Genomic DNA, 26,204 nt, shown 5'->3' with positions numbered 1-26,204 from the left:
CTAGTTGTAAGTGAAAAAGGAGCGAACGACAGAAATGAAAAATAAAAAATCTGAGCAATTATATGAATTTATTCTTAAAGAAGCCCCTGTCATGACCGAAGAATGGCTGAAAACAAGAACAGAAGAAGGCTCATTATATTCCAAACATGCTTCAGAGGAGACAGAAAAGAAGCTGAAAGAACAAAACACAGCATTTATCCAAACCATTGCAGCAACGTTAGTCACGCTATCAGATAAAGTAGAAGACCATCTAAAAAAGTGGTCAGTTGATATTGCCCGCGATCGAGCTGTTCATGAAGTACCTTTATATGAAATCATCGGACAATTTAAGGTGTTCCGCCACATTTTTTGTTCCAGAATTGAGACCTTTACACAACAAACAGAGCTTGAAGTGACGCTCAAAGATGTGTGCGATTGGAATCAGCATTTTCACGCCACATTTGATGACATGATTGCACGTTTATCAGAAGAGTATGACCGCGTGACAATCAATCAGCTTAATGCACAAAGAGAAATGATTCAAGAGCTTAGTGCGCCTGTTATTCCAGTTTCAAAAGAGATCGGTATTTTGCCGCTAATTGGCGAAATTGATACGTACCGGGCAAAAATCATTTTGGAATCAGTACTAGAACAGGCATCTAGACTGCGTCTAACGCATTTATTTATTGATATATCTGGCGTTCCTGTTGTTGATACGATGGTTGCTTATCAGCTGTTTAAAGTGGTCGATAGTGCGAAGTTGCTAGGAATTGAGACGATTATATCAGGCATTCGCCCAGAAATCGCTCAAACTGTAGTGAAACTGGGCATTGATTTCTCAAAAGTAAATACTGAACACAGCCTTGCAAAAGCTTTAGAAAAAAGAGGATTTCGTATCTTTGAAGAGCAGCAGCAAGAAGCAACGTGAACCAAAAAATGTTACTAGTAAAAGTAACGGGTCCGTTGACGAGGAGATACAATATAATGAGCATATGAATGAGATGACCAATTCGCATACAGATTTGGTCTCTTTTTTATCCATAAATCAGACACGAAAGGATATTCTTTATCTTCAAATCAGTAACCTATTAAGGAGGATTAAATTTGGAGACACCTCCTTGTAACAGATCACCCATAATGAAAGAACCAAATGAAATGATCATAAAAAAGAGGTGCCAATAGCACTTCTTTTTTATTTTCTCCTCTGAACGAAACCCGTTGTTGTAAAAGTCAAGTTTTTTGATGTGCGCTTCTGTTATTTATAGATGAAATACACCTCAAATTGAACATTTTCACATCTTTTCAGTCATGAAAATCATAAAATACGCTTTTGTCAGGTACGTTTCGCCATCATACAATGGGGTCACTGAAAGGAGTGAACCACTTGTATGGTATTGAATATTTGGGACAAGAGCTGCTAGAAGATGCATGCCGCATGAGAGCATCTGATGTGCATATTGTTCCGAGAGAAAAGGAAGCTTCAGTCTCTTTTCGTGTAGACGCTGACCTCATTCAGCAGCGGATCATTGACAAAAAGAGCGGAGAGCGGCTCATTGCTCATTTCAAATTTTTATCTTCTATGGATATTGGTGAAAGAAGGAGACCACAAAATGGGTCATTGGCTGTGATGCTAAGACGCGGTCAAGTGTTTGTTCGGCTCTCTACACTACCGACTGTAAATGATGAAAGTCTAGTGATTCGGATTTTACCGCAGGATCATGTGCCGAAAACAAAGTATTTGTCACTGTTCCCGAAGGCTTCAGCGAGATTATTATCGTTTCTGAATCATTCGCATGGGCTCATTTTATTTACTGGACCAACAAATTCAGGGAAAACGACAACACTTTATTCATTGATTCAGTTTGCCAAAAAACATTTTAATCGAAATATCATTACCCTTGAAGATCCTGTGGAAACAAGAAATGAAGAAGTGCTGCAGGTTCAAGTAAATGAAAAAGCTGGTATCACGTATGCGGCAGGTTTACGCGCTATTTTAAGACATGATCCAGATATGATTGTGCTTGGAGAAATAAGAGATGCGGAAACAGCCAGAACAGCTATTAGAGCAGCTTTGACAGGTCATTTAGTCATGAGCACACTGCATGCAAAAAATGCAAAAGGAGCTCTTTATCGAATGCTGGAATTTGGTGTGACGATGAATGAACTCGAACAAACAATGGTTGCCATTGCTGCTCAGCGGTTAATCGAACTCGCATGTCCATTTTGCGGCGAAACGTGTGAGCTTTATTGCAAACTAAATCGGCCAGTCAGACGAACAAATGTATTTGAATTGCTTTACGGAAAGGAGCTTGGTGAGTGTATCAAAGAGGCAAAAGGAGAATACGCTCATTCGTCATACGAAACACTCCAAAGATTAATTCGGAAAGGAGTGGCACTCGGCTATTTATCAAAAAGCACATATCATCGATGGGTTTATGAAGAAGCGAGCCTCTAAAGCCTGGTCTAAAAAAGAACAAGCTGAATTCTTATCGAAACTGGCTCAATTGATTCAAGCCGGATATACATTGGTTGATGCACTAACGATGGTGAATATTCAGTTATCAAAAAAACAGCAGCAGCGATTAACGCCAGGCATTCAGTGGCTGCTTGAAGGGGAGCCTTTTTACGTTGTACTTGAGCGACTTCATTTTCAGCGGGAAGCCGTCGCTATTCTTTGTTTTTCAGAGAAACATGGCAGCCTAGCGCGAGCTCTTGAACAAAGCGCCCGTTTTCTAGAGAAAAAAATCATGCAGGTAGACACATTCAAGCGTATGTTACGATATCCAATTTTTCTTATGTTTACGGTTTTTGTTGTGCTCATCATTGTTCAGCAAATGATCGTCCCTCAATTTTCTTTATTATATTCATCTATGAATACAAACATGTCATGGCTCATTCAAGGGATGTTTGGCCTCTTCCAATTCCTACACGCTTTGCTGCTCATGATCGGTTGTATATGTATCTGTCTTTTTGGATATTATGAGCTCTTTTTTAAGAAAAAATCGACCCTTGAGAAATTGAAAGTCATCAGCAGGCTGCCAGTGTTATTTAAAGGGGTACAGCTGATGCATACGTATCTTTTTTCTCTTCAGCTAAGTGGACTTCTCCAAGCTGGGTTATCAATTTACGAAAGTTTGCAAGCTTTTAAACAGCAGACCTATTTACCCTTCCTTCAAGAAATGTCTGAACAAATGATAGGAGAGTTAAGAAAGGGTGAGAGTATGGAAGATCAAATAAGCCGGTCCCCTTTTTTCGAAAGGCATTTTGCAGCTGTCATCAATCATGGGGAAGCAAGCGGAATGCTAGCAAGAGAAATGTACACATATAGTCAATTTCTTTTAGAGAATGCAGAATTGAAAATTGAAAAATGGGTTTCATGGCTGCAGCCTGTCATCTATGGCTTAACAGCATTTCTTATACTCATTGTGTATTTATCTATTCTCTTACCAATGTATCAACTAATGGAACAAGTGTGAAAAGGAGGGCTAAGGCATGAATGATAAAGGATTTACCCTGTTAGAAATGTTAATTGTCATGCTTGTGATCTCCATTCTTTTATTGATTACCATTCCAAATATCACTCGGCATCATCAAAGCATTCAAGCAAAGGGCTGTGAAGGGCTGAAATCAATGGTGAGTACACAGGTAATGGCATATGAATTAGAGCATGATGGCAAGACGCCATCTTTAGCTGAATTAGAAAAAGAAGGCTATGTCAAAAAGGGATTAACTTGTCCGAATGGAAAGGCAATTTTCCTTCAAAACGGGGATGTGAAAAATGAATAAATCGCTTTTCCAGGAGAAAGGATTTACACTCATTGAGCAGCTCTTGATCGTCATGATTTTCTCTATCTTATTATCGATAATAGGTGGAAAAGTTCCCAAAATATTAGAAAGTGCTGAAGCAAAAAAGCAAGTGAACTTGCTAAAACAAGATCTTCAATTGGCATCTTATACTGCATTTATTAAAAAAACACGAGTAACTGTTGAGTTTCACCCGACCAATGTATCTTATCAAGTCATCGAGCAGAATAGTAAGCAGATCATTGTTTCTCATGCACACAAAAAAGGTACCATCAAGCACTCTACATTCCAACAAGGCCTTCACTTTAATAAAAACGGACATCCAAATAGCGGCGGTTCTCTCATTGTTCAATTTGGCAGTCAAATATATAAACTCACGATTTACTTAGGGAGCGGGCGGATTCATGTTCAAAAACAATAAAGGATTTAGTACGTTTGAGATGCTCTTTTCTTGCCATCTCTTTCTATTTGCTGCTCTTGTGCTCGTGCCATCCTTTGAAAAACTGACAATAGGGAAAGAAGAATTAAGAGGCAAACTGGAAGCTTATCAAATTTTACATGAGTATATGAATAAAGCTTTTATAGAAGGTCAAAAGAAAACAAGTACAAAGAAACGAGGCGAGATCACATATGAATTCATTTGGGGTCAGGAGAAGGGATGTGTTTCATACAAAGTACAAAAAAAGAAGACGATTTGCTTTCGACATTTGGAGCGATGAACAAGGCTTTACACTCGCTCAAGCAATATGGCAATTGCAGCTATTTTTGCTTCTTTCTTTTGGCTGCATGCTGCTTTTATCAATTGTTGAAAAAACTCATCCGTTTGCAGAAATCAACAAATTTTCGCAAATGGAGTGGAAACAAACAGTCCTGCAATTAGAGGAGGATCTAAATTGTGCTGTCGCTGTAAGAGCTGTGAAAAATGGAACAGCACTGGAGTATATTTCAAATCAAGGGCGAGTGGTGACGATTGAGCCATATCAAGAGATGCTTCGTAAACGAACGGATCAGGCAGGTCATCTCCCTTTATTACAAAAGGTGAAACAATTCCATGTAAGAACAAAACAGCAAACCACCACTCTCCAAGTCACAGATTTATTTGGTCAAGTACATGAAGCTGTTTTTTTCACTTACAAAGGAGTGATTCCTAAAACGTGAAAAGAGAAGACGGGTTTATTTATCCTCACGTACTTGCTGTCATTCTTTTATTTTTATTGATTCTAGGCTCAATGACCATTGGGTTTCAAAAAGAGTTGAAAAGTGCAGAGCTCACGATTTCTTTTTACCAAAAACAGCAGTTATTTCGAATGGGTCTAATTGAAGCCGCAAACAAATTAAATCGGATTTGTGATCAGCCATTGAGCCCAATTGTCACAGAAGAAGGTCGAGTGACGTTGAAGCGAATTGGGTGCGATGACAGAAAAAAGCTAGTCCGCCTCTTGGTTAACATCGAAACAAAGGGGGGTGTAACTGACGAGCGGGAACTAGAGATGAATGGGGAGACAGGAGAAATCAATCAATGGATCAGCACTTATTAGCGAGTGTATAAAACGATACTCTTCTTGGTAACACTTTAAGGAAGAAGAGGTGAGTGTTCGATGAAGACAAATGATTACGTAAAATATATGACGCAGGAAATCATTAAATACATGAATACACCACGTGATGAGCGGAAAGAACATAAACAGGAAAAAATGGAGACAAAACCACCATTTTCTCAGCGTTTATTTGGTGTTCTGCCTTTTGGCTTCTCAATGATGCTAAAAAAACGTCATCGAAAAAAGTAAAAAGCCGCCAGCAGGCGGTTTTTTAATGCCATTTTAGCTGTATTCTTCGACAACAATGACTTTATTGACCTTGTTCGAGTATGGGTTATAGGAAATGGTGACATATACCCCAAATTCTTTGGCCTGATCTTTCAACGTAATATGATATTGCTTCACGGATTCTTTCTCCCGGTGCCGATCCCACACTTTTTGTTTGAATAAAACATGTGCTAACGGATACCGTTTTTTTGCTTCTTTGACTGCCCTTGTTTCCCATTGATCTGCGGCAGCAGTGATTCCTTTTGCCTCCGTTAGATGGGCGCTTTGGATCGAAGGGCTTAACAGTAAACTGAGCATGATCATGATTCTTCCATATTTCAACTAACATCACCTCACCAATTATTATCCTGACCAAATCCTGCACTTTTATGTAAATTTTTAAGAAGTACAAATGTCACAGAAAAAAATATTGAATATGGCGAAAGAATGAGAAAATGGAAGAATTTTCTCGGTAATGTTCTTGTTTAAGAACAAAATGGACTAATTTGACGTTTTGGATTTTATAGGTAATTCCTTATACTGAGTGTAATCGTTCTTTTTAAAGAACAATTGTTCAAGGAGTTGAAAGAATCAATGAAACAGCCGCTCTTTGTACTATTTTGTGCTATTTGTTTGATTTTCACTTCTTTTTTTATTACGTCTACTAATGCTTCTTTTAACGATGTCGAGCATTCGAATTTTGTCATGAAAACATGTGAAAATTTCGAAGAGACAGATCAGCATTGCCAGCTGAAGAAATGGGATAGAAGCCATTTGAAACTGATCGATCAAACGATTATTGAGGGGACAGTCTGTGCGCCTCAAAAGTTGAGCATGTCACTAAAAAATATTGGACAACCCATCGCGCACTCTGAATGGAAGTGGGAACTGTATAAAGTAGAGAGTGCTCAGATGCCATTACAAGATGGCCATGTTATTGAAAAAGGTGCTATACAGTCCCTCTCATCAGAAGAAACGACGACTGTCACGGCAGTTAAAGCAAAAACAAATGGAATTTATTTGTTTAAAATCTATTATCCTAAAGGGTTTGGTGGTTCTGAAAAGCCATTCTTTACGTCTCAACATATGCAGCTTTCGAACTGTCAAGAAAAGGCGTCCTAAATAGGGTTTGCCTGCTGAATGAAACATGATATGTAAAGGGGAGAAAGGTATGAAAAAATGGATGAAAATGTCTGGGAGTATTCTTTACGCGCTGGTCTTCACGATGATGATTGTGTGTATTATTGTCGTGTTGTCATCAAGGACGACAGGTGGAGATCCTCAGATCTTTGGTTATGAGTTCAAGCAAGTATTATCTGGATCAATGGAACCGGAATTTTCGACTGGTTCATTGATTGTCGTGAAACATGTCACCTCACCTGAAACACTCAAAAAAGGGGATATTATTACGTTTCAAACGAAGCAAGACCAATCCTTTGTGACTCACCGCATTGTTGGGGTGAAAGGAAAAGGAGTAAATAAAGCCTTTGAGACAAAAGGAGACCACAATATGTATCAAGACGGCACGCTCGTCAAAGCGAATCAAGTGACTGCGCAGTATACGGGAGTGAACATTCCTTATGCAGGAAAGCTTCTTTCGTATGCAGGAACTTCTGCTGGGACCGCTCTTTTGCTCATTATTCCAGGGGTGATGCTGCTTGTTTATTCAACCATTCATTTTGTTGGTGCTGCCAAACATCGAAGACATACGGCTGAGTTACATATGTCAGAGGAACAAGCATAAATTTTCGTTTGTAACCTAAATCAGGTTTCAATAAAACAATTTATTAGGGGGTTCAATCATGGCAATGAAAAAATCAATTCGTTTAGGTGTTTTATCGGGAGCATTAGGTCTTGCTTTAATTGGAGGGGGAACGTGGGCTGCATTTAATGATGTTGAGACGGCAAACGCGGTCTACTCTACAGGAGAGCTGAATCTATCTGCAAAAGAGAATTCCGGCGCCATCAACCTTGCGAACATAAAACCCGGTGACCGTATAAAGAAGGAATTTAATTTTGAAAATAAAGGGTCTCTTGCAATTAATCAAGTCCTGATGAGTCTTGATTACAGCCAATTTCAAGATGGAACATCAGCGAAAAATGGCGGGAAGAATACAGCTGAAGAATTCCTCAGCCAATTTCAGGTGAGTGTTCTAACGGTTGGAGCCGAAGGTGGGAATGGATACCCGAAAAATATTATTTTAGACCATGCAAACCTGCTTGACCTGCATCTATTAACGTCAAAGCAGGATCAGACCGCATTTGAAAAGCTTCGTCATGCCGTCGATGAGAAGTTTTTACATGAAAGTGGTAAAATTAATGTTGCCACCGTTGATGGGTCAACAGCTCCAGAGTATGACGGCATTCCAAAGAATCCGTTTGATTACGATAAAATGGAAATGATCATTGAATTTGTCAATGACCAGACGAAGGATAAAGCGGGTCACTATATCCAAAATAAATACCAAGGCGATGCGATTCAAATTGATCTTTCCTTCGAAGCGACTCAGTGGAATGGTTTAACGATCAATCCAAAAAAGCATACGGATGAAAAAGGCTACGTGAAAGAAAACGAAAAAGCACACAGCGAAGATAAAAAATAAAGTCAGTCTTTAGACTGATAACAAGATCTGCATAGCAATTGGAGGAGTATGCGCTAAAACATGCGCATTACTCCTCTTCTTGCTTTTTTTTCCAGATTTGATAATCTAAAAATTCACGAAATTGCTTTTTCGAAACCCCTGATGTCATTGCATCTCGAACTAGTTTTTCCCATTCACTATCTAATTGACCATCGTATTCGGTTTCATCATTTTCGTTTAACAGTGTATGAACCGAGACGTCCAGAACAGCGGAGACTTTTTCAAGAAATTGAATGGAGGGGTTTGTTTGCAAGTTTCTTTCTATTGAACTTAAATAAGACTTCGCTACCCCAGCCTTTTCGGCCAGTTCTGATAGTGAGTAGCCTTTTTCATTGCGGTATTGTTTAATACGCTGGCCAATCAATGTCATCACCTTCCTTTCGATATTATAGCACATTCAGAAAGGTTTGATAGAATGACTTCTTGCCATAGGGGGAGACTCAGAGGACTTTTCGCGTGATTTGAGAAAATGACGGACTTCTTCAACTGTTAGTCCTGCTTTGCGCGCTTCGCGTAATAATTGAACCCATTCACTGTCTAATAACTTCGTTTTCTTTTCCATACAAATACCCTCCTAAAATACTGAATCGTGTATTTCAGGCACTTAACGCATGAAATGGAAAAACACAGGTGATAAGACCTCATAGATTGCTTGCGTCATGTTTCCGCCCAATACAAACAGACAAACGTTGCTTTTGATTGATCGAAAATTTGATATCACATGAAAGGGAGGGAGACTCGCTAAGTCAGCCTCCTCTTTTTTGCTGTAAGTAAAAAAGTCCGCCATTTTCAATCGTAAGACTGATTTTTGGTTCGTATAAAGTTTTAAGTGCTTGTCTTTCTATTTCATATTCTACAGATGTGTCTGAAGTCCCTTCGTAAAATTGGTTTAAAAGTTCCGAGTCTTCTTTCCACTTTTGAACAGCTCTTACCGCCCAATCATCCGGCTCTTCATTGGCATAACGTTCCATCAGGCTGTAAAGCCGTTTGACGCCGCTCTCTGGCTTAATCATCGTACTCATTGTGAAGCAATAATCAGGAATTTGAGACGATAGCTCACGCGCTTCCAGCTTCTCTTGAAATTGTTCGATGACTTCTCCGCGTATTAGATGAAGTCCAAGAGACAGCAGTTTATCTTTTTTACGGTCTGCCAGATAGGATATTTTGACATTGAGACCAAGCCACGGCTCCAGTGCGATCTGGCTGTTTGTGAGCGGTCTGACTTTTTCGTACAGCCGAATAAAACGGCCTTGCTGTTTCACAGCCTCGAATATTTGGAATAAACGAGGGGAGCCGAAGTGGACAAATTCTCCTTCGACCGAGTCATCAGCTTTTTTTTGATCGGTGATCAAAGTCAATTGCCGCGGCTCAGGTACGCCTCCCGTTTTTTCGAGCCAATGCCAATAAAAAGGACGGTTCATGATCAATTTATCCATTTCGATTGTCAGTTGTACGGTCAGGTGCCCTGCACTTTCTTCAAGTATGTCGCATTGATTTGCCTGAAAGAAACGGAGAAGAAATGTGTGAATCTCGCGCTGCTCCATTGGTCAACTCTCCTTTATGAACCTTGCTGTCTTTCTTCTAAAAGCGGTGTTTGTGCTTCTGTTAAATAGGAAGCAAATTGGGTTAATTTCTTTTTCATGTCTACGTCAGACTCGTGCTGGAAGAGAATTTGATGCAATTCTGTTTCAGCATCTTGGATATCAATTCGGGTTAAAATATCATCTAGATCGCCAATGACGTTTTCAAACAGCTGAATTTTTTCATATAAAAGTTTTAAAATATGTTCTTCGACTGTTCCGCTGGTTGCCATATTGTAAATGTGAACATCCCGCTCCTGACCGAGCCGGTGAATACGTCCAATTCTTTGTTCCAAGCGCATTGGGTTCCACGGAAGGTCGTAGTTGATGATTTGGTTGCAAAACTGAAGGTTGATCCCCTCGCCGCCTGCTTCTGTCGCGATGAGCACTTGCGCCCGCTCTCTAAATAAATCTTTCATCCAGTCTTTTTTACTCCGTTTAAACCCGCCTCGAAAAGGGACCGAACTGATGCCGTTTTGCTGGAGAAACCATTGTAAATAAATTTGTGTCGCACGGTATTCAGTGAAAATAATGACTTTTTCATTTAATTGCTGAATGAGTTTAACGACTTCAAGTGCTTTAGAATTTTGTTCTACCTGGTTGATTTTCTCCATGATTTGCATCATAGCAGAAGCGCCTAGAATGTGTTTTTCCTCTTCTTGCATTTTTTTGATGGTCATATAGACGGCCTCACGGCTCGAACAGCATTCTCGTTCTAAGGTCATAATTGAAAACATGTGCTTCGTATAGGAAGGGTTTTCTTTTAACTTACAAATTTCATCATATAATGCTTGTTCTGTTGGGGAGAAATCAATAGAAAGTGTCTTCACATGACGCTTTGACCACTCGATGCCAGTGTCTTGTCTCCGGTTCCGAATCATGACTTTATTGACTAACTGTTTTAGCCGGTCATGGTCTTCAAGTTGAAGATCTTTTTTGGCAAAGAGGTCTTTAAATTGTGTTTCATTACCTAAATGGCCTGGCTTCAACAGCGAGACGAGATTAAAAATTTCTCCTATCCGATTTTGGATAGGTGTGGCTGTGAGCAGTAGGCAGAACTTTTTATTCAAATTTCTCACAAACTCATAGTTTTTCGTTTTATTGTTTTTCAGTTTGTGTGCTTCATCAATAATGACCATATCGTAGGAGATGGATAAGATCGTGTCTCGATGCGGCTGTCTTTTGGCTGTATCAATTGAGGAAACCACAACATCGCACTGCTCCCACACATAGCTCTTCTTTTGCTCGACAGCATCTATGTAAAATTTCGTCCGCAGTTCTTGTACCCATTGGGACACAAGGGAGGCGGGTACGAGAATGAGAATCTTTTTGGCAAGTCCGCGAATCATGTATTCTTTGATAATCAGTCCTGCTTCAACGGTTTTTCCAAGACCCACTTCATCTGCTAAAATGGCTTTCCCATTCATCTCTTCTACGACTCTTCTAGCGACTTCGAGCTGGTGTTTTAAAGGAGTAAATGCAGGCAGGTGCGCAGGTGCTTGCAGTCCTTCAAATGAATCAATGGCTGTCACTTTTTGTACCTGTGCTGCTAAACGGTACATATCCCAATTCGCCCAGGGACCGTCTGCTGTAAGCCGCTTTTGAAATTCACTTGCCCATTTTTGATCAAATATCGTTTGAATATTCAATGTGACCGCCTGCCTTTCTGGTAGAGTGATGATAAAATCGTTCTGTTTTTAAACGCTTCATTTTTTGATAGCGATTTAAAAGATGTTATATATCAATAAAAGCGAACGATAATGAATGATTATTTTAAAAATGTTAATGATTTTTCTGTTGCTCTTCATCCATTTCTAATGGTAGGATGTTGGTAAGTGATCTAGAGAATAAGTCACCCATTTTGATAGTATGTCCAATAAAGGTGAAGAATATGAGCGGATGATGGTATGGGGAGAGACCTAGCGGTTATTTTGCACTGACAGGCGCCGAAGGAGCAAGCTGAATTGGTTCAGTGAATCTCTCAGGCAAAAGTACTCTTACCGGACGCAACTCTGGAGAGTGTTTGCGCAGCGATTTTTAGCAAACCACCAAAGGGGAAAACGCACAATGATGTTGTGCTGTAAACTTTCAGGTGCAAGGACAGAGACTTCTTTTTGATAAAAGGGAGCGCTCTGTCCTTTTTTGCTGTGATTTTTTTCTGAAAATTCAGCTTGTGATGTGCACTGTAAGAAAAAAGGGGGAAACGATTGATGTTGAAACGAACACCGCTTTTTCATGCGTATGAAACGTTTGGCGCAAAAACCATTGACTTCGGGGGCTGGGAATTACCTGTCCAATTTTCTTCCATTAAAGAAGAACATGAAGCTGTTCGAACAAAAGCAGGACTGTTTGACGTGTCTCACATGGGTGAGGTGGAAGTCACAGGTCAGGGAGCCCTTCCTTTTTTACAAAGGTTATTAACCAATGATCTGTCAAAGCTGACAGACGGTAAGGCACTATATACAGCCATGTGTTATGAAGATGGCGGAACGGTGGATGATCTGCTCGTCTACCAAAAAGAAAAGAACAACTATTTGCTTGTGATCAATGCTTCAAATATTGAAAAAGATGTGGATTGGCTGCTGAAACATCAAGGTGAGGAAGACGTTTCGATTAAAAATGTCTCTGATCAAACCGCCTTGTTAGCCCTTCAAGGACCTCTTGCTGCTGACATCATCAAAGATGTTGCGGATGAAGAGGTAACGTCATTGAAGCCATTTACGTTTTTATCAAAAGCAATCATTGCGCAAAAAGAGGTGCTTGTATCAAGAACCGGCTACACAGGAGAAGATGGCTTTGAAATCTACTGCCAGTCAGAAGATGCTGTTCACCTTTGGACCGCTTTATTAGAAGCCGGACAGCCGAAAGGACTGATTCCATGTGGACTCGGTGCACGTGACACCTTAAGATTTGAAGCAAGACTTCCGCTTTATGGCCAAGAGCTCACGAAGGATATTTCTCCTTTAGAAGGCGGCATTGGTTTTGCTGTTAAAACGGATAAAGAAGCAGATTTTATCGGAAAAGATGCACTTAAAAAACAAAAAGAAGAAGGACCGAAGCGAAAGCTTGTCGGGATTGAAATGATAGATAAGGGGATTCCGCGGACAGACTATCCAGTCTTCTCAGGAGATAAGCAGATTGGTGTAGTCACAACCGGTACACAATCTCCAACATTAAAGAAAAATATTGGGCTTGCCTTGATTGAAACATCAGAGGCGCAGCTTGGGACAGAAGTGGAAGTGCAAGTTCGTAAAAAACGTCTAAAAGCCAAAATCGTCGCCACACCATTTTATAAAAGAGCCAAATAACGAGGAGGAATAGAGGATGAAGCACAGGTATTTGCCGCAAACAGAGCAAGATCAAAAAGAAATGCTGGATGTCATCGGTGTTCAGTCAATTGATGAGCTTTTCTCAGATATCCCAGAGAAAGTCAGATTCAAAGGTGCGTACAACATCAAAGAAGCCGCATCTGAAACAGAGCTAGTGCGGGAATTGTCTCGTCTTGCTGCAAAAAATAAAGATACAGTGGCTTATGCCTCGTTTTTAGGTGCTGGTGTGTATGATCATTACCAGCCTGTGATTGTAGACCATGTGATTTCACGTTCTGAATTTTATACAGCGTACACACCTTATCAGCCTGAAATTTCTCAAGGTGAATTGCAAGCAATCTTTGAATTTCAAACAATGATTGCTGAGCTGACCGGTATGGATCTTGCCAACTCCTCGATGTATGATGGCGGAACGGCATTAGCTGAAGCGGCGATGCTGGCTGCAGGACATACAAAGAAGAAAAAGATTGTGGTCTCTGAAACGGTTCATCCTGAATCAAGAGCGGTGCTGAAAACATATGCGAAAGGACAGCATATTGAAGTCGTCGAGGTACCTGCGCGAAAAGGTCAGACCGATCTAGCTGCATTAGAAGAAGCTGTCTGCGAGGAAACAGCAGCGGTCCTTGTACAATACCCAAACTTCTTCGGTGTTGTCGAACCGTTAAAAGACATTGAACCGATTGCACATAAAGGGAAAAGTCTGTTCATCGTCTCAAGTAACCCGCTTGCACTTGGTTTACTGACACCTCCAGGAAAGCTTGGAGCAGATATTGTCGTTGGTGATGCGCAGCCATTTGGCATTCCAGCTGCATTTGGCGGACCTCATTGTGGATATTTCGCTGTGACGAAAAAATTAATGCGGAAAGTGCCGGGGCGTTTAGTCGGACAAACAGAAGACGAGAACGGTGTGCGAGGATTTGTGCTGACCCTTCAAGCGCGCGAGCAGCATATCCGAAGAGACAAAGCGACTTCAAATATTTGTTCAAACCAAGCATTAAATGCGTTAGCCGCTTCTGTTGCGATGACGGCGCTTGGAAAAACAGGTATCAAAGACATTGCCTATCAAAACGTACAAAAAGCCCATTATGCCAAGACGCAGGCAGAAAAACACGGGTTACAGGCTGAAATAGAGGGCGCTCATTTTAATGAATTTGTGTTGAAACTGAATGAACCTGTGAAAGAAGCCAATAAACGATTACTTGAAAAAGGAATCATCGGCGGATATGACTTGGGACGGGATTATCCAGAGCTTCAGCAGCATATGCTTGTCGCTGTGACAGAACTAAGAACAAAAGAAGAAATTGATACGTTCATCAAGGAATTGGGGGATCGTCATGAATAAACAAGATCAGCCGCTTATTTTTGAATTATCCAAAGAAGGAAGAATTGGTTACAGCCTGCCTGATTTAGACGTACCTGAGGAGAAGCTCCCAGATTTATTTGATGAAACGTATATCCGCCATGAAGATGCGGAGCTGCCAGAGGTTTCTGAACTGGATATTATGCGTCACTACACAGCATTATCTAGACGTAATCACGGGGTCGATTCTGGCTTTTATCCTCTAGGCTCTTGTACGATGAAATATAATCCAAAGATTAACGAAAAGGTGGCACGTCTTGCAGGCTTCTCGCATGTGCATCCACTTCAAGAGGCAGACACTGTGCAAGGTGCATTAGAGTTACTTTATGATTTAGGTGACCATTTAGAAGAAATTACAGGAATGGACGCTGTGACATTACAGCCTGCGGCAGGAGCACATGGCGAATGGACGGGGCTCATGATGATTCGTGCATACCATGAAGCAAGAGGAGATCATAAACGAACAAAAGTCATCGTGCCTGATTCTGCTCATGGGACAAATCCCGCATCTGCAACAGTAGCTGGATTTGAAACGATTACGGTGGCATCTAATGAACACGGGCTTGTCGATTTAGACGACCTGCGCCGTGTTGTCAATGAAGAAACGGCGGCTCTCATGCTCACAAATCCAAATACACTTGGCCTTTTTGAAGAAAATATTTTAGAAATGGCTGAAATCGTCCACGGAGCAGGCGGGAAGCTTTATTATGATGGAGCGAACTTAAATGCCGTATTAAGCAGAGCAAGACCGGGGGATATGGGATTTGATGTGGTTCACTTAAATCTTCATAAAACCTTTACAGGTCCACACGGAGGAGGAGGCCCTGGTTCAGGTCCAGTTGGCGTGAAAAAGGATTTGATTCCATATTTGCCAAAGCCAGTGCTTGTGAAGAAAGATGATCGTTATTTCTTTGATTACGATCGTCCAGAATCCATCGGCCGTGTGAAACCGTTCTATGGCAACTTTGGCATCAATGTCAGAGCGTATGCGTATATCCGCTCTATGGGACCAGACGGCTTAAAGGCTGTAACTGATCATGCGGTGTTGAATGCAAACTATATGATGCGCCGCTTATGTGCTCATTATGATTTGCCATTTGACCGCCACTGTAAGCATGAATTTGTCCTTTCAGGTAAACGTCAAAAGAAACTAGGTGTGCGGACACTTGATATTGCCAAACGATTACTTGATTTTGGCTATCATCCGCCAACAATTTACTTCCCGCTAAATGTAGAGGAATGTATCATGATTGAACCAACTGAAACAGAATCAAAAGAAACCCTTGATGCATTTATTGAAGCGATGATTCAAATCGCAAAAGAAGCGGAAGAGAACCCAGAAATCGTACAGGAAGCACCACATACAACCGTTGTGAAACGAATGGATGAAACAAAGGCAGCACGGAATCCAGTGCTAGTTTTTGAAAGAAAATAAAAAGACTCATGGGGGCAATAGCTCCCAGAGTCTTTTTTGTTAGTTCTTTGTTTTAATGCGGCCGCCCCATTTTTTAAAGCCGCCCTTTAAATTATAAATCTCACGACAGCCATTTTTACGTAACGTTTGAGCAGCCTTTCCGCTTCTCAAATTATTTTGGCAATAGAGATAAACAGGCTTGTCAGGGCGTATTTCATTTTTGCGCTGCTTTAATTGTGAAAGGGGAATGTTTCTTGCGCCTAAAATATGTCCACCTTCAAACTCATTTGGTTCTCTCACATCAATGAGTTGGGCTTTGCGGTAACCTTTGATAAATTCTGCTTCCGTCAGCGTTTTCATAATGCGCTGCTGATAAATGTAACTGCCGATGGAATAAAGAACGAAAAGTCCACAAAGTGAGAGGACGATATAGTTGAATATTGGCAATACGACTCGACTCCTTCTTGAGCATCAGCACAGTCACCTGTCTGATGGTACGTTTTAGACAAATACTATTATAGTAAAGCAAAAGAAACTTGTCATCATAAATGGTAAGAATTATTTTCAATTCCTTCCCTATTTGATAGACTGATGAAGAGAGAAAATCGGTGGTCACCACCATCATCTAACATTGACTACGTAAAAGAGAAGGGATTTTATATGCAAAAAGAGAAATGGTGTTTCATTGATACAGGAAACCAAGACCCTGCCTTTAACATGGCCATGGACGAAGCCTTGCTTTATTGGCATAGTGAGAAGCTGATCCCGCCTGTGATCCGTTTTTATGGTTGGAATCCAGCGACATTATCTGTTGGATATTTTCAACATGTTGAAAAAGAAATCAACATGGAAGCGGTTGAGCGCTATGGTCTTGGATTTGTCCGCAGGCCTACAGGAGGCCGCGGCGTTCTTCATGATCAGGAATTGACCTACAGTGTGATCGTATCAGAAGAGCATCCAGAGATGCCGGCGACGGTGACAGAGGCATACCGCGTCATTTCAGAAGGGATTTTAGAGGGCTTTAAAGAACTGGGACTCGATGCGTATTTTGCTATTCCTCGTACAGAAAAAGAAAAAGAAAGCTTAAAAAATCCAAGATCGTCTGTATGTTTTGATGCGCCTTCATGGTACGAGCTTGTTGTAGAAGGCAGAAAAGTAGCAGGCAGTGCGCAAACAAGACAAAAAGGTGTGATCCTCCAGCATGGCTCGATTTTAATTGATCTTGATGAGGATAAATTGTTTGATTTATTTCTTTATCCAAACGATCGGGTGAGAGAGCGGATGCAGCGCAGCTTTAAAAACAAAGCGGTGGCGATCAATGAAATTTCAGATCGAACATGTACGATAGACGATGCGCGTGTTGCATTTAAACGAGGATTTGAAAAAGGATTAAATATCGAGCTTGTGCCTTATGAGCTGACAGATGAAGAGTTGGCATTTGTTCATCACCTCGCCAAAACGAAATACGCCACAGATGATTGGAATTACAAGCGTTAAGACGAAGGACTCTTCTTGTTTTTTAATGGGCGATGGTGTAGAATTGTTATGATTATTAAGTAAAGGTGCATTTTGGAGGGGTTTTATGACTACACCTAGTATGGAAGATTATATTGAACAAATTTATATGCTGATAGAAGAAAAAGGATATGCAAGAGTATCTGATATTGCAGAAGCCCTCGCTGTCCATCCCTCCTCTGTAACAAAAATGGTTCAGAAGCTAGATAAAGATGAATACCTCATTTATGAGAAATATCGTGGTCTAATTTTAACCCCGAAAGGCAAAAAAATTGGAAAACGTCTCGTATACAGACATGAACTGCTAGAGCAATTTTTAAGAATCATTGGTGTAGATGAAGAGAAAATTTATGATGATGTAGAAGGTATTGAGCATCATCTCAGCTGGAACAGCATTGACCGTATTGGCGACCTCGTCCAATTCTTTGAAGAAAACGATGAGCGATCTGTTCAGCTGAAAGCGATTCAAAAGAAAAACGAACAAACAAATCAAGAATCTTAAGAAAAAGGACACCTGGCGAAGGTGTCCTTTCAGATTTTCAACTCAGCGTAAAAGAAAACCTTTGCAGTCAAGGAAGGACGAGCATCGGAGCGGAGCGAATTTGACATTCGTGAGCACCGGACTGACACCGAATGCGAGGGTTTGTCTACACGCTGAAAGGACACCTGGCGATGGGTGTCCTTTTTGAATATAGTTCTAATGAAAGGCAATTGCTCCTACACTATTAATAGTGTGACAGAAAAGGGGGCTCCTTGATGAAGATAGATGGTGTGTTCTCAGGTGGAGGCATTAAGGGTGCAGCACTTGCAGGCGCCTATGAAGCGCTTGAAGCAAGGGGATTTCAATTTGTCCGTCTCGCTGGAACAAGTGCGGGAGCGATCATTGCTTCACTCATCGCAGCGGGTTTTACGAGTCAGGAGATTCGGGAGCTGTTAGACGAAATGGATGAGCATCAATTGCTTGACCGAAGGTGTCAATTCATCCCGTTTAAAATGCTCAGGTGGGTGTCTATTTATTGGCGTCTTGGCCTTTACAAAGGTGACCGTCTAGAAAAATGGCTGACAGACGTGTTAAAACGAAAAGGCGTCACTGTATTTGGGGATCTGAAAAAAGATACGCTCAAAATCGTCGCTTCTGATTTAACAAATGGCAAAATCCTCGTCCTTCCAGATGACCTTCCTTCCTATGGGTTAAATCCAGAACGGTTTTCTGTTGCCAGGGCCATTCGGATGAGCTGCAGTCTGCCGTATTTTTTCGAACCTGTCAAACTGAGGTCTTCAAAAGGAATTTGTACCATAGTGGATGGCGGAGTGCTCAGCAACTTTCCCATTTGGCTATTTGCAGAAGAGAAAAAAAGACCGTTTGTCGGTGTCACATTAACCCCAAACGAAAAAGAACGCCCTCAACATTCCATCCGCAATGCGTTTGAACTGTTTGGCGCTCTATTTGAAACGATGCGTGGTGCTCATGACGAAAGACATATTGCCACAAAACACGAACGTCATATTATTTTTATTCCTGTAGAACACGTCATTGCCACTGATTTTCATCTCATGACAGAAAAGAAAAGGGCGCTCGTCGATCTAGGCAGACAGAAGGCCGAGCAATTTTTAAAGAGCTGGACATTTTAAAATAAGGCGCGATTTTTCTTTTTGTTTTTCTTGCCTTCAATCACTGTCAAATGTGTTTGGCTTTTCTTTTTGAGAAGGACGGGCTTCGACTTGTGGTCAGTCGGCACGCTTCGCAAATGAGTGACCCGGTTTTTCATCTGGCTTTTCGTTTTTGGTTTAGGCTGCTGGTAGCGACGTTTTGATTGTTTGACTGCTTTACGATAAAGATTTCCTTCTGTTCCAGTTCTTCGATTCATCAGCCATCTAAATAGGAAGAACATAACCGCTCCAATGATCACAACTGATAGCAGCATTGTAAAGAGTCTGCTTGGATTCGTTGTGAGTAAATACACAAATCCCAAAACACCTAAAGCGAAAATAATGGTAAAAGCAGGATGTACTCGGCGATTCATAACTGTCCACCTCCGAAAGAATTTACCGGATTTATAAACTAGATCACTTGATGAGCAGAATCTGATGCTTGTTTCGCAGATGCTTCCTCTAAACGAAGAAGTTCATTAAAACTTGCAATGGCTACCTCGACTTGATCATCAGAGGGTTCTTTTGTTGTGAGCAATTGCAGCCAAAGGCCAGGATAGCCAAGCACTTTAAGCACTGGCACGTCACGGAGTTTGTTTGTGAGCTGAAGCACTTCAAATGAAATGCCCAAAACAACCGGAATAAGCGCCAGACGATTCAGAACTCTCACCCATAAAGGATCTGTCGGTACGAGTAAATAGACGAACATGCCGACAATGACAGTGAATAAAATAAAGCTGCTGCCGCATCGATAATGCAGGCGAGATTGGCTTTGGACATTTTCCACTGTGATGTCAAGATTCTGTTCATAGCAGTTTATGACTTTATGTTCTGCCCCATGATATTGAAATACCCTTTTAATTAAAGGGGTCATGGAAATAAAGTAAATATAGCCTAATAACAGGATCAATTTAAAGAATGTTTCCACTGCAATTTGTGCGAAGTTTCCAGAAAACACCGGACGCACAAGTTCGGCTAAAAAGACAGGCACTAAAGTAAAGACAAATTTACTAAAAAGAAGAGAGAGAACTCCGATCACAGCAATGCCGAAGATCATTGATAATTTCGAGCTTTTTTGTTCTTTTTCAAGAGAATGATCTTCAGAAGGATCTAAGTCATAGCGCTCGCTGGAGAAGTTTAAGTGCTTACTGCCGTTTGCGCTTGCTTCAACAAGTGCAGCAACACCCCTGACAAAAGGGATTTTCTTAAGAAAGGCGGTTCGTTTATTGGAGGTCCGGGGAAGCTTTAAAAACTCAATGGACTGATCCTTACGCCGGATCGCTGTCACATAGTTCTTTTTACCTCCGAACATGACACCTTCCACAACTGCCTGCCCTCCATATGCTGGAGGTTTTGTTTGATTGGACATATTTCATCAACCTGCCTGTTTCCTGTAATTTACATGCATTTCCTTATACCTTTATTGTACAGGAAAAGAGGGGAAATCACTAGCTCACAGGTCGATTATCTACTAGAATTCTATCTACCTCTTTTTAGCCAGTATACCCTGTTATAAAAATTTTACACTCTCGCACGGAAATCCTTTTTTTTCATGACATTTTGGACATACTACTTGCTGGAGGTGTTCATATGAAACGTGATGAAAAGAAAAACCAAGAAGAAAAAAATCAATCAGTACAAACGTCTTCAATGGTGGCAAGGGCAGCAGCCACAGGTTTTGTCGGCGGAGTTTTTTGGGGCTTTATCGGATTTCTGACCCATATGTTTCATTTTTCAGAGGTGAGTCCAAATATGCTGTTGCAGCCATTTGTGCTTGGTGAATGGAAAAAAGGCGGACTTGGTACATTTATGAGTATTGTTCTTTTAGGAATTTTATCTATTGGGGCAGCCTTTATTTATTATGGACTGCTCAAACGGATCAAAGGTTTTTGGATGGGACTGATTTATGGAGGGATTTTGTGGCTGCTTGTTTTTTATGTATTTAATCCTATATTCCCCGATGTGAAGCAAGTGCAAGATTTGCAGCAAAGCACCATTGTGACGACATTTTGCCTATATATTTTATATGGCATGTTTGTCGGATACAGTATTTCATTTGAATACAATGAATTAACGAGTCAGAAGCTTGCAAGAGCACTCGGGAAAAAGACAGAATAAAGTGTAAATCCACCTTTCATATGATAAAATTATTTTTGGAAACGAAAGGTTTCTAAGGAAAAAGAAACAGACATCGATATAGAGTGAATTAGGGTGAAGGAGTGGTCATATGCCTCATTTTCTAGTGCTGAATGGGCCCAACTTAAATAGGCTCGGCAAGAGAGAGCCAGGAGTTTATGGAAGTAAAACATTAACAGATTTAGAAACAGATTTGTTTCAGTTTGCAGAAAGAGCAAATATTCAATTGACGTTCTTTCAATCGAATCACGAGGGAGATTTGGTCGATGCGCTCCATGAAGCAGAAGATCAGTACGATGGCGTCGTGTTTAACCCGGGTGCTTTTACCCACTATAGCTATGCACTGAGAGATGCCATTGCAAGTATTACGTTACCTGTCATCGAAGTACATATCACAAATGTTCATAAGAGAGAGGAATTCCGCCATCATTCGGTTCTTGCTCCAGTATGCCAAGGTCAAATCGTTGGACTTGGTTTAGAAGGATATAAATTGGCGATTCGTTATTTAGTCAGTGAAGGGGGAGCAGTATCATGAAACTTGAAAAACTAAGAAAACTTTTAGCCGAATTAGACATAGATGGTTTAGTGATTACGAGCAGCTTTAATTTACATTATATGACGAGTTTTACTGGATCAGCGGGTCTTGCCATCGTTTCAAAGGATCGAGCCGCCTTTATTACGGATTTTCGTTACACAGAGCAAGCCAAGGATCAAGTAAAGGGCTATGACATCATTGAACATAAAGGAAACATTGTGGAAACTGCTGTCCAAACGGCAAACGAATTTGGGGTAAAACGTCTTGGTTTTGAACAAAACCATATGACATTTGCCACCTACCAGCAGTACTCGGGGAAAGCAAGCGGTATCGAGCTTGTTCCAGTCTCGGAATCAGTTGAAAAGTTGCGCTTGATTAAGTCTAATGAAGAGATTAAGATATTAGAGGAAGCTGCGAAGATTGCAGATCATGCCTTTGATCATATTCTCACGTACATCAAGCCGGGCCTGACAGAAATTGCGGTCATGAACGAGCTTGAATTTTTCATGAGAAAAGAAGGGGCAGAAGGATCTTCATTCGATATGATTGTTGCCTCTGGCGTTCGTTCAAGCCTGCCACACGGGAGAGCGAGCGAAAAGGTGATTGAATCTGGTGACTTGGTGACACTGGATTTCGGTGCCTATTATAAAGGCTATTGTTCAGACATGACAAGAACCATTGCTGTAGGAACACCAAGCGACAAATTAAAGGAAATTTATCATATCGTATTAGAAGCAGAAAACGCTGGTGTGGATAAAATCAAGCCAGGCTTAACAGGAAAAGAAGCTGATCGCATCACACGAGACATCATTGAAAAGTATGGCTACGGTCAATACTTCGGGCATTCGACTGGACATGGGCTTGGTATGGAAGTACATGAAGCACCTGGCCTTTCCTCACGCTCAGATGTCGTGTTAGAAGAGGGAATGGTTGTGACAGTTGAACCAGGCATTTACTTGCCGGATGTCGGCGGCGTGAGAATTGAGGATGATATTGTCCTGACAGCTGACGGCAATAAACGATTGACCCACTCACCGAAAGAACTTATCATATTATGATGGTGAAATGTAGGAGGATGACAAAATGATTTCAGTAAACGATTTTCGTACAGGCCTGACAATTGAAGTGGACGGCGGTATTTGGCGTGTAGTGGATTTCCAACACGTAAAACCAGGAAAAGGCGCAGCGTTTGTCCGTTCGAAACTGCGTAACCTGCGTACAGGTGCGATTCAAGAAAAAACATTCCGTGCAGGTGAAAAAGTAGCGAAAGCTCAAATTGAAACAAAAACAATGCAATATTTATATGCAAATGGCGATCAGCATGTATTCATGGATACAAGTTCATACGAACAACTTGAACTAAGCGAAGCGCAAATCAAAGATGAGCTGAAATATTTGCTTGAAAATATGTCGGTTCAAATCGTCATGTACGGTGATGAAACACTTGGAGTGGAACTTCCAAACACTGTAGAACTAGAAGTAGTAGAAACAGAGCCTGGTATTAAAGGTGATACGACATCAGGTGGATCAAAACCTGCAAAAACAGAAACTGGTTTAATCGTGAACGTTCCTTTCTTTGTGAACCAAGGTGATAAACTAGTGATCAATACATCTGACGGTTCATACGTTTCAAGAGCGTAATGAACGGAGAGAGACTGTAAAGCTCGTGTTTACAGTCTCAGCGTGTAGGCAAACCCTCGCATTCGCCCGCAGTCCTGCGCGCTGGTGCTCACGAATGTGAAATTCGCTCCAGTGCTCGTTCTTCCTAGACTGCAAAGGTTTTCTATCACGTTGAAAAGAAGACAAAGGGCTAAAATCAAGTTCATTTTAGCCCTTTGTCAACTATCTGAGACTGTAAACCTCGTGTTTACAGTCTTTTTTTATTTGAAAAATAGGACGCCTCGTTATGACACCCCTTACTCTATTCTCTCATCCATCTCTCTTCCTTTTTAAAAACAAGACTACTTCTAGCTAGTGAAGCATATAGTGTAAAAAAAGCTGGAGGTTCTATATGAAACAATTTCTCCCGGGTATACACCCATCAGTCGCTGCCATGGCAGGGATGAGGTTTTTATCTGCCGCGATTGAACTGACGGCCGCCATCCTCATTTTAGTGACAAATGATGTGCGTAAAGCGGTTGTCATCAATAGTATATTAGCGATCATCGGGCCGCTCATTTTTATTATCACGATGACGATTGGAATCTACCAAATTGCAGGGCAGTTATCCTATGCGAAGCTTGTGTTTATTTTCATTGGTGTCGTATTTATTCTTGTTGGAATTTATAAGTGAAATGGCTTGGCATAATTAACGGCATACATCATACATTTTAGAGAAGAAAAAAAGGAGGGGAATTCGTTGCGGAGTTTGTTGGATATTCTCCCGCACTCAATTGGACAAGAACTCAGCATGTTAAAAGAAGCAGAGTGGGCGCAAATAGAAGAAATCCGCATTCGCACCGATCGCCCGATTGAGCTGATGCAAGGTGGAAAACCACGCTTTCTTTCCTATCATACAACAGGTGAAGATGCGGCTCAGCTATTAGGCAGGCTCAGTAATTACAGCATGTACACACTTGAGGAAGAGTTAAAACAGGGCTATATCACCATATCTGGCGGACATCGGGTTGGGCTTGCTGGAAAGGTCATCGTCGAAAATGGATTCGTCAAAGGCTTAAGAGATATTTCTTCATTTAATATTCGCATCGCAAAAGAGAAGATCGGAATTGCTTTGCCGTTTCTCCCTTATTTATATGAAAAACATTGGTGTAACACACTGATTATAGGTCCGCCGCAAACCGGGAAAACGACATTGCTGCGTGATCTAGCACGTCTTGTCAGTACAGGAACAACAGCCATTTCTCCTAGAAAAACAGGGATTGTAGATGAACGATCTGAAATCGCAGGTTGTATAAGAGGAGTGCCGCAGCATTCTTTTGGGCACCGGATTGATGTACTTGATGCGTGCCCAAAGGCTGAAGGGCTAATGATGATGATCAGATCCATGAGCCCAGAAGTCATCATTGTCGATGAAATCGGAAAAGGTGAAGATGTACAGGCACTGCTAGAAGCAATCCATGCTGGAGTCACCATTATCGTCTCAGCTCATGGATATTCTCTTGAAGACTTATCTAAACGGCCATCATTTGAACCGTTATGGCAGCTTCGTGTGTTTGATCGATATGTGGAATTAAATAGAGAAAAAGGGCCTGGCACGATCGGACGGATATTTGACCAAGATGGACAAGAGCTGAAGCGGAGGCGGGGAGTGGACGTATGTTAAAGCTTATTGGTGCTATTTTCATTGTTGCGGCTACGACATGGGGAGGATTCGAGTTTGCGAAGCGGTACAGTGATCGGCCAAAGCAAATCCGCCAGCTCCGATTTGCACTCCAATCTCTTGAAGCTGAAATTATGTATGGTCAAACTCCTTTAGCTAGAGCCGCTGACCAAATTGCGTCCCAAGTAGGACCGCCTGTGAATCGGCTATTTGAACAATTTGCAGAAAAACTCAACGTCGGAACTTTTTCTGCGAGGCATGCATGGAATGAAAGTCTAGAGGATGTATGGAAAAAAACCGTATTAAAAAAAGGCGAATATGAGGCGCTGAAGCACTTTGGAGAAACCCTTGGTCAGCATGATGTGACGGCTCAACAAAAATATATCAAGCTAGCTTTAGGCCATTTGGAATCAGAGGAGAAAGAAGCTGAAGTCGCCCAAGCAAAAAATGAAAAAATGGTGAGAAGTCTTGGTTTTCTAAGTGGGTTACTACTGATTCTGTTATTGATGTGAGAGGAAGGGAGTCGAGAGCATGGGCGTTGATGTAAACGTCATATTCCAAATTGCGGGAGTGGGTATCGTCGTGGCTTTTCTCCATACGATTTTAGATCAAATGGGGAAAAAAGAGTACGCACAGTGGGTGACACTGCTTGGATTTATCTACATTTTATTTATGGTTGCTACCATTGTGGATGATTTGTTTAAGAAGATTAAAGCCGTATTTCTATTTCAAGGATAGGGGAGGGCTTACAAATCGAAATCATTCAAATTGTTGGACTTGGTTTAATCGCTACTTTTCTAGCATTAATCGTCAAAGAACAAAAGCCAACCTTCGCCTTTATGCTTGTTGTGTTTACTGGGTGTGTCATTTTCCTTTATTTAATCGATCAAATCTATGCCATTATCTCCATGATTGAAAAAATTGCAGCAAGTGCAGGCGTCAATATGAAATACGTTGAAACCATTTTGAAAATCATTGGAATTGCCTATATTGCAGAATTTGGTGCCCAGCTCACAAAGGATGCTGGACAAGGCGCCATCGCTTCAAAAATAGAGCTTGGCGGCAAGATTCTTATTTTGGTCATGGCGGTACCGATTTTAACGGTCATCATTGAGACGATCCTAGGTATGATCCCGTCCATGACTTGATGGAAAAGAGGTGATGATGATGAAACG

Annotated in this window: 35 protein-coding genes and 1 riboswitch; of the genes, 27 read left to right on the top strand and 8 right to left on the bottom strand. The window is 41.2% G+C overall.

Translation table 11 applies throughout. From position 1 onward, the window contains the following. The first annotated feature begins 34 nt into the window (after positions 1-34). From NST15_RS11430 to NST15_RS11390, 9 genes are all read left to right on the top strand, one after another. Entirely contained in the window at positions 35-907 is an 873-nt protein-coding gene (locus NST15_RS11430) for an STAS domain-containing protein (RefSeq protein ID WP_046527023.1), read from the top strand. A 456-nt stretch (positions 908-1,363) separates the two neighbouring features. Further along, positions 1,364-2,434 carry a competence type IV pilus ATPase ComGA gene (comGA, locus tag NST15_RS11425; RefSeq protein WP_224558453.1) on the top strand — a complete coding sequence of 357 codons (1,071 nt, stop codon included), beginning with the start codon at positions 1,364-1,366 and terminating at the stop codon, positions 2,432-2,434. Beyond that, positions 2,415-3,455, top strand: a complete 1,041-nt coding sequence (gene comGB, locus NST15_RS11420) for a competence type IV pilus assembly protein ComGB (protein WP_342498541.1) — start codon at positions 2,415-2,417, stop codon at positions 3,453-3,455. The genes comGA and comGB overlap by 20 nt, the downstream gene beginning before the upstream one ends. Before the next feature lie 16 nt (positions 3,456-3,471). Next, positions 3,472-3,765, top strand: a complete 294-nt coding sequence (gene comGC / locus NST15_RS11415) for a competence type IV pilus major pilin ComGC (RefSeq protein ID WP_057079311.1) — start codon at positions 3,472-3,474, stop codon at positions 3,763-3,765. Continuing rightward, positions 3,758-4,204, top strand: coding sequence for a competence type IV pilus minor pilin ComGD (gene comGD / locus NST15_RS11410; protein ID WP_057079312.1), 447 nt, complete (start codon positions 3,758-3,760; stop codon positions 4,202-4,204). Before comGC ends, comGD begins: the two co-directional genes overlap by 8 nt. Then, the gene (gene comGE, locus NST15_RS11405; protein WP_058214150.1) at positions 4,188-4,502 is read left to right on the top strand and encodes a competence type IV pilus minor pilin ComGE; all 315 of its coding nucleotides are present in this window, start codon (positions 4,188-4,190) and stop codon (positions 4,500-4,502) included. Before comGD ends, comGE begins: the two co-directional genes overlap by 17 nt. Continuing rightward, positions 4,444-4,941 (top strand): competence type IV pilus minor pilin ComGF, encoded by a 498-nt coding sequence (comGF, locus tag NST15_RS11400; RefSeq protein ID WP_342498540.1) that lies wholly within the window; start codon positions 4,444-4,446, stop codon positions 4,939-4,941. Before comGE ends, comGF begins: the two co-directional genes overlap by 59 nt. Next, complete coding sequence (gene comGG / locus NST15_RS11395) at positions 4,938-5,321, top strand: competence type IV pilus minor pilin ComGG (protein ID WP_058214152.1); 384 nt, start codon at positions 4,938-4,940, stop codon at positions 5,319-5,321. Before comGF ends, comGG begins: the two co-directional genes overlap by 4 nt. A gap of 60 nt (positions 5,322-5,381) precedes the next feature. Further along, the gene (locus tag NST15_RS11390) at positions 5,382-5,570 is read left to right on the top strand and encodes a YqzE family protein (protein ID WP_017367591.1); all 189 of its coding nucleotides are present in this window, start codon (positions 5,382-5,384) and stop codon (positions 5,568-5,570) included. Positions 5,571-5,603: 33 nt separating this feature from the next. On the opposite strand, the gene NST15_RS11385 is transcribed toward NST15_RS11390, so the two are convergent. After that, positions 5,604-5,930, bottom strand: a complete 327-nt coding sequence (locus NST15_RS11385; protein ID WP_048001387.1) for a DUF3889 domain-containing protein — start codon at positions 5,928-5,930, stop codon at positions 5,604-5,606. A 252-nt stretch (positions 5,931-6,182) separates the two neighbouring features. Here NST15_RS11385 and tapA point away from each other — a divergent pair, with 252 nt between their 5' ends. From tapA to NST15_RS11370, 3 genes are read left to right on the top strand one after another with little or no spacing between them, the layout of a single operon-like run. Then, the gene (gene tapA / locus NST15_RS11380; protein ID WP_050827403.1) at positions 6,183-6,710 is read left to right on the top strand and encodes an amyloid fiber anchoring/assembly protein TapA; all 528 of its coding nucleotides are present in this window, start codon (positions 6,183-6,185) and stop codon (positions 6,708-6,710) included. Between the two features lie 49 nt (positions 6,711-6,759). Further along, the gene (locus NST15_RS11375; protein WP_017357979.1) at positions 6,760-7,332 is read left to right on the top strand and encodes a signal peptidase I; all 573 of its coding nucleotides are present in this window, start codon (positions 6,760-6,762) and stop codon (positions 7,330-7,332) included. A gap of 58 nt (positions 7,333-7,390) precedes the next feature. After that, positions 7,391-8,191, top strand: coding sequence for a TasA family protein (locus NST15_RS11370; protein ID WP_035390805.1), 801 nt, complete (start codon positions 7,391-7,393; stop codon positions 8,189-8,191). Between the two features lie 67 nt (positions 8,192-8,258). Here NST15_RS11370 and NST15_RS11365 read toward each other — a convergent pair whose 3' ends face one another. The 4 genes from NST15_RS11365 to NST15_RS11350 all read right to left on the bottom strand — a co-directional run bounded on the left by NST15_RS11365 (position 8,259) and on the right by NST15_RS11350 (position 11,459). Continuing rightward, positions 8,259-8,594 carry a helix-turn-helix domain-containing protein gene (locus tag NST15_RS11365; protein ID WP_017357978.1) on the bottom strand — a complete coding sequence of 112 codons (336 nt, stop codon included), beginning with the start codon at positions 8,592-8,594 and terminating at the stop codon, positions 8,259-8,261. A 33-nt stretch (positions 8,595-8,627) separates the two neighbouring features. Further along, positions 8,628-8,792 carry an anti-repressor SinI family protein gene (locus tag NST15_RS11360; protein ID WP_008342197.1) on the bottom strand — a complete coding sequence of 55 codons (165 nt, stop codon included), beginning with the start codon at positions 8,790-8,792 and terminating at the stop codon, positions 8,628-8,630. 184 nt (positions 8,793-8,976) lie between these two features. Continuing rightward, positions 8,977-9,774 (bottom strand): YqhG family protein, encoded by a 798-nt coding sequence (locus NST15_RS11355; RefSeq protein ID WP_035702783.1) that lies wholly within the window; start codon positions 9,772-9,774, stop codon positions 8,977-8,979. A gap of 14 nt (positions 9,775-9,788) precedes the next feature. Continuing rightward, positions 9,789-11,459 (bottom strand): SNF2-related protein, encoded by a 1,671-nt coding sequence (locus NST15_RS11350; protein WP_165378916.1) that lies wholly within the window; start codon positions 11,457-11,459, stop codon positions 9,789-9,791. A 250-nt stretch (positions 11,460-11,709) separates the two neighbouring features. After that, positions 11,710-11,817: riboswitch (glycine riboswitch) on the top strand. 203 nt (positions 11,818-12,020) lie between these two features. Here NST15_RS11350 and gcvT point away from each other — a divergent pair. The 3 genes from gcvT to gcvPB are packed head-to-tail and all read left to right on the top strand — an operon-like array spanning position 12,021 to position 15,934. Next, positions 12,021-13,118 carry a glycine cleavage system aminomethyltransferase GcvT gene (gene gcvT, locus NST15_RS11345; RefSeq protein WP_019743009.1) on the top strand — a complete coding sequence of 366 codons (1,098 nt, stop codon included), beginning with the start codon at positions 12,021-12,023 and terminating at the stop codon, positions 13,116-13,118. Positions 13,119-13,134: 16 nt separating this feature from the next. After that, the gene (gene gcvPA, locus NST15_RS11340) at positions 13,135-14,481 is read left to right on the top strand and encodes an aminomethyl-transferring glycine dehydrogenase subunit GcvPA (protein WP_017357974.1); all 1,347 of its coding nucleotides are present in this window, start codon (positions 13,135-13,137) and stop codon (positions 14,479-14,481) included. Then, positions 14,474-15,934, top strand: coding sequence for an aminomethyl-transferring glycine dehydrogenase subunit GcvPB (gene gcvPB / locus NST15_RS11335; protein WP_017357973.1), 1,461 nt, complete (start codon positions 14,474-14,476; stop codon positions 15,932-15,934). Before gcvPA ends, gcvPB begins: the two co-directional genes overlap by 8 nt. Positions 15,935-15,973: 39 nt before the next feature. Here the strand turns inward: gcvPB and NST15_RS11330 are convergent, their stop codons facing one another. Beyond that, a complete protein-coding gene (locus NST15_RS11330; protein ID WP_024718853.1) occupies positions 15,974-16,354 on the bottom strand; it encodes a rhodanese-like domain-containing protein in 381 nt (126 codons plus the stop codon). A 219-nt stretch (positions 16,355-16,573) separates the two neighbouring features. On the opposite strand from NST15_RS11330, the gene NST15_RS11325 reads away from it, so the two are divergent. The 3 genes from NST15_RS11325 to NST15_RS11315 all read left to right on the top strand — a co-directional run bounded on the left by NST15_RS11325 (position 16,574) and on the right by NST15_RS11315 (position 19,060). After that, entirely contained in the window at positions 16,574-17,410 is an 837-nt protein-coding gene (locus tag NST15_RS11325) for a biotin/lipoate A/B protein ligase family protein (RefSeq protein ID WP_017357972.1), read from the top strand. An 85-nt stretch (positions 17,411-17,495) separates the two neighbouring features. Then, positions 17,496-17,930, top strand: a complete 435-nt coding sequence (gene mntR, locus NST15_RS11320) for a transcriptional regulator MntR (protein WP_003215946.1) — start codon at positions 17,496-17,498, stop codon at positions 17,928-17,930. 254 nt (positions 17,931-18,184) lie between these two features. Beyond that, positions 18,185-19,060, top strand: coding sequence for a patatin-like phospholipase family protein (locus tag NST15_RS11315; RefSeq protein ID WP_017357971.1), 876 nt, complete (start codon positions 18,185-18,187; stop codon positions 19,058-19,060). Here NST15_RS11315 and NST15_RS11310 read toward each other — a convergent pair. Further along, entirely contained in the window at positions 19,057-19,452 is a 396-nt protein-coding gene (locus tag NST15_RS11310) for an SA1362 family protein (RefSeq protein ID WP_008342206.1), read from the bottom strand. The genes NST15_RS11315 and NST15_RS11310 overlap by 4 nt on opposite strands. 38 nt (positions 19,453-19,490) lie before the next feature. Then, positions 19,491-20,447, bottom strand: coding sequence for a DUF1385 domain-containing protein (locus NST15_RS11305; protein ID WP_007501199.1), 957 nt, complete (start codon positions 20,445-20,447; stop codon positions 19,491-19,493). A 221-nt stretch (positions 20,448-20,668) separates the two neighbouring features. On the opposite strand from NST15_RS11305, the gene NST15_RS11300 reads away from it, so the two are divergent. The 9 genes from NST15_RS11300 to spoIIIAD all read left to right on the top strand — a co-directional run bounded on the left by NST15_RS11300 (position 20,669) and on the right by spoIIIAD (position 26,177). Further along, the gene (locus tag NST15_RS11300) at positions 20,669-21,196 is read left to right on the top strand and encodes a YqhR family membrane protein (protein WP_017367582.1); all 528 of its coding nucleotides are present in this window, start codon (positions 20,669-20,671) and stop codon (positions 21,194-21,196) included. 109 nt (positions 21,197-21,305) lie between these two features. After that, positions 21,306-21,749 carry a type II 3-dehydroquinate dehydratase gene (aroQ, locus tag NST15_RS11295; RefSeq protein ID WP_007501195.1) on the top strand — a complete coding sequence of 148 codons (444 nt, stop codon included), beginning with the start codon at positions 21,306-21,308 and terminating at the stop codon, positions 21,747-21,749. Further along, a complete protein-coding gene (locus NST15_RS11290) occupies positions 21,746-22,807 on the top strand; it encodes a Xaa-Pro peptidase family protein (protein ID WP_007501193.1) in 1,062 nt (353 codons plus the stop codon). The genes aroQ and NST15_RS11290 overlap by 4 nt, the downstream gene beginning before the upstream one ends. 25 nt (positions 22,808-22,832) lie before the next feature. Then, positions 22,833-23,390 (top strand): elongation factor P, encoded by a 558-nt coding sequence (gene efp, locus NST15_RS11285; RefSeq protein ID WP_007501192.1) that lies wholly within the window; start codon positions 22,833-22,835, stop codon positions 23,388-23,390. 370 nt (positions 23,391-23,760) lie between these two features. Then, positions 23,761-24,042: a YqhV family protein gene (locus NST15_RS11280; RefSeq protein WP_017367580.1), complete on the top strand. Its 282-nt coding sequence runs from the start codon at positions 23,761-23,763 to the stop codon at positions 24,040-24,042. Positions 24,043-24,108: 66 nt separating this feature from the next. Further along, positions 24,109-25,032, top strand: a complete 924-nt coding sequence (spoIIIAA, locus tag NST15_RS11275) for a stage III sporulation protein AA (RefSeq protein WP_081298158.1) — start codon at positions 24,109-24,111, stop codon at positions 25,030-25,032. Next, a complete protein-coding gene (gene spoIIIAB / locus NST15_RS11270; protein WP_007501189.1) occupies positions 25,026-25,541 on the top strand; it encodes a stage III sporulation protein SpoIIIAB in 516 nt (171 codons plus the stop codon). The genes spoIIIAA and spoIIIAB overlap by 7 nt, the downstream gene beginning before the upstream one ends. A gap of 19 nt (positions 25,542-25,560) precedes the next feature. Further along, complete coding sequence (spoIIIAC, locus tag NST15_RS11265) at positions 25,561-25,767, top strand: stage III sporulation protein AC (RefSeq protein ID WP_003153142.1); 207 nt, start codon at positions 25,561-25,563, stop codon at positions 25,765-25,767. Continuing rightward, positions 25,764-26,177, top strand: a complete 414-nt coding sequence (gene spoIIIAD, locus NST15_RS11260) for a stage III sporulation protein AD (protein ID WP_087978339.1) — start codon at positions 25,764-25,766, stop codon at positions 26,175-26,177. Before spoIIIAC ends, spoIIIAD begins: the two co-directional genes overlap by 4 nt. Positions 26,178-26,204 lie beyond the last annotated feature (27 nt).

The sequence above is a fragment of the Bacillus sp. FSL R5-0820 genome, from assembly GCF_038593385.1.
In the GTDB taxonomy this organism is placed as follows: Bacteria; Bacillota; Bacilli; order Bacillales; family Bacillaceae; genus Bacillus; species Bacillus altitudinis.
Note: the sequence above shows the minus strand (reverse complement) of the source record. Positions and strands in the feature narration are given on the sequence as shown.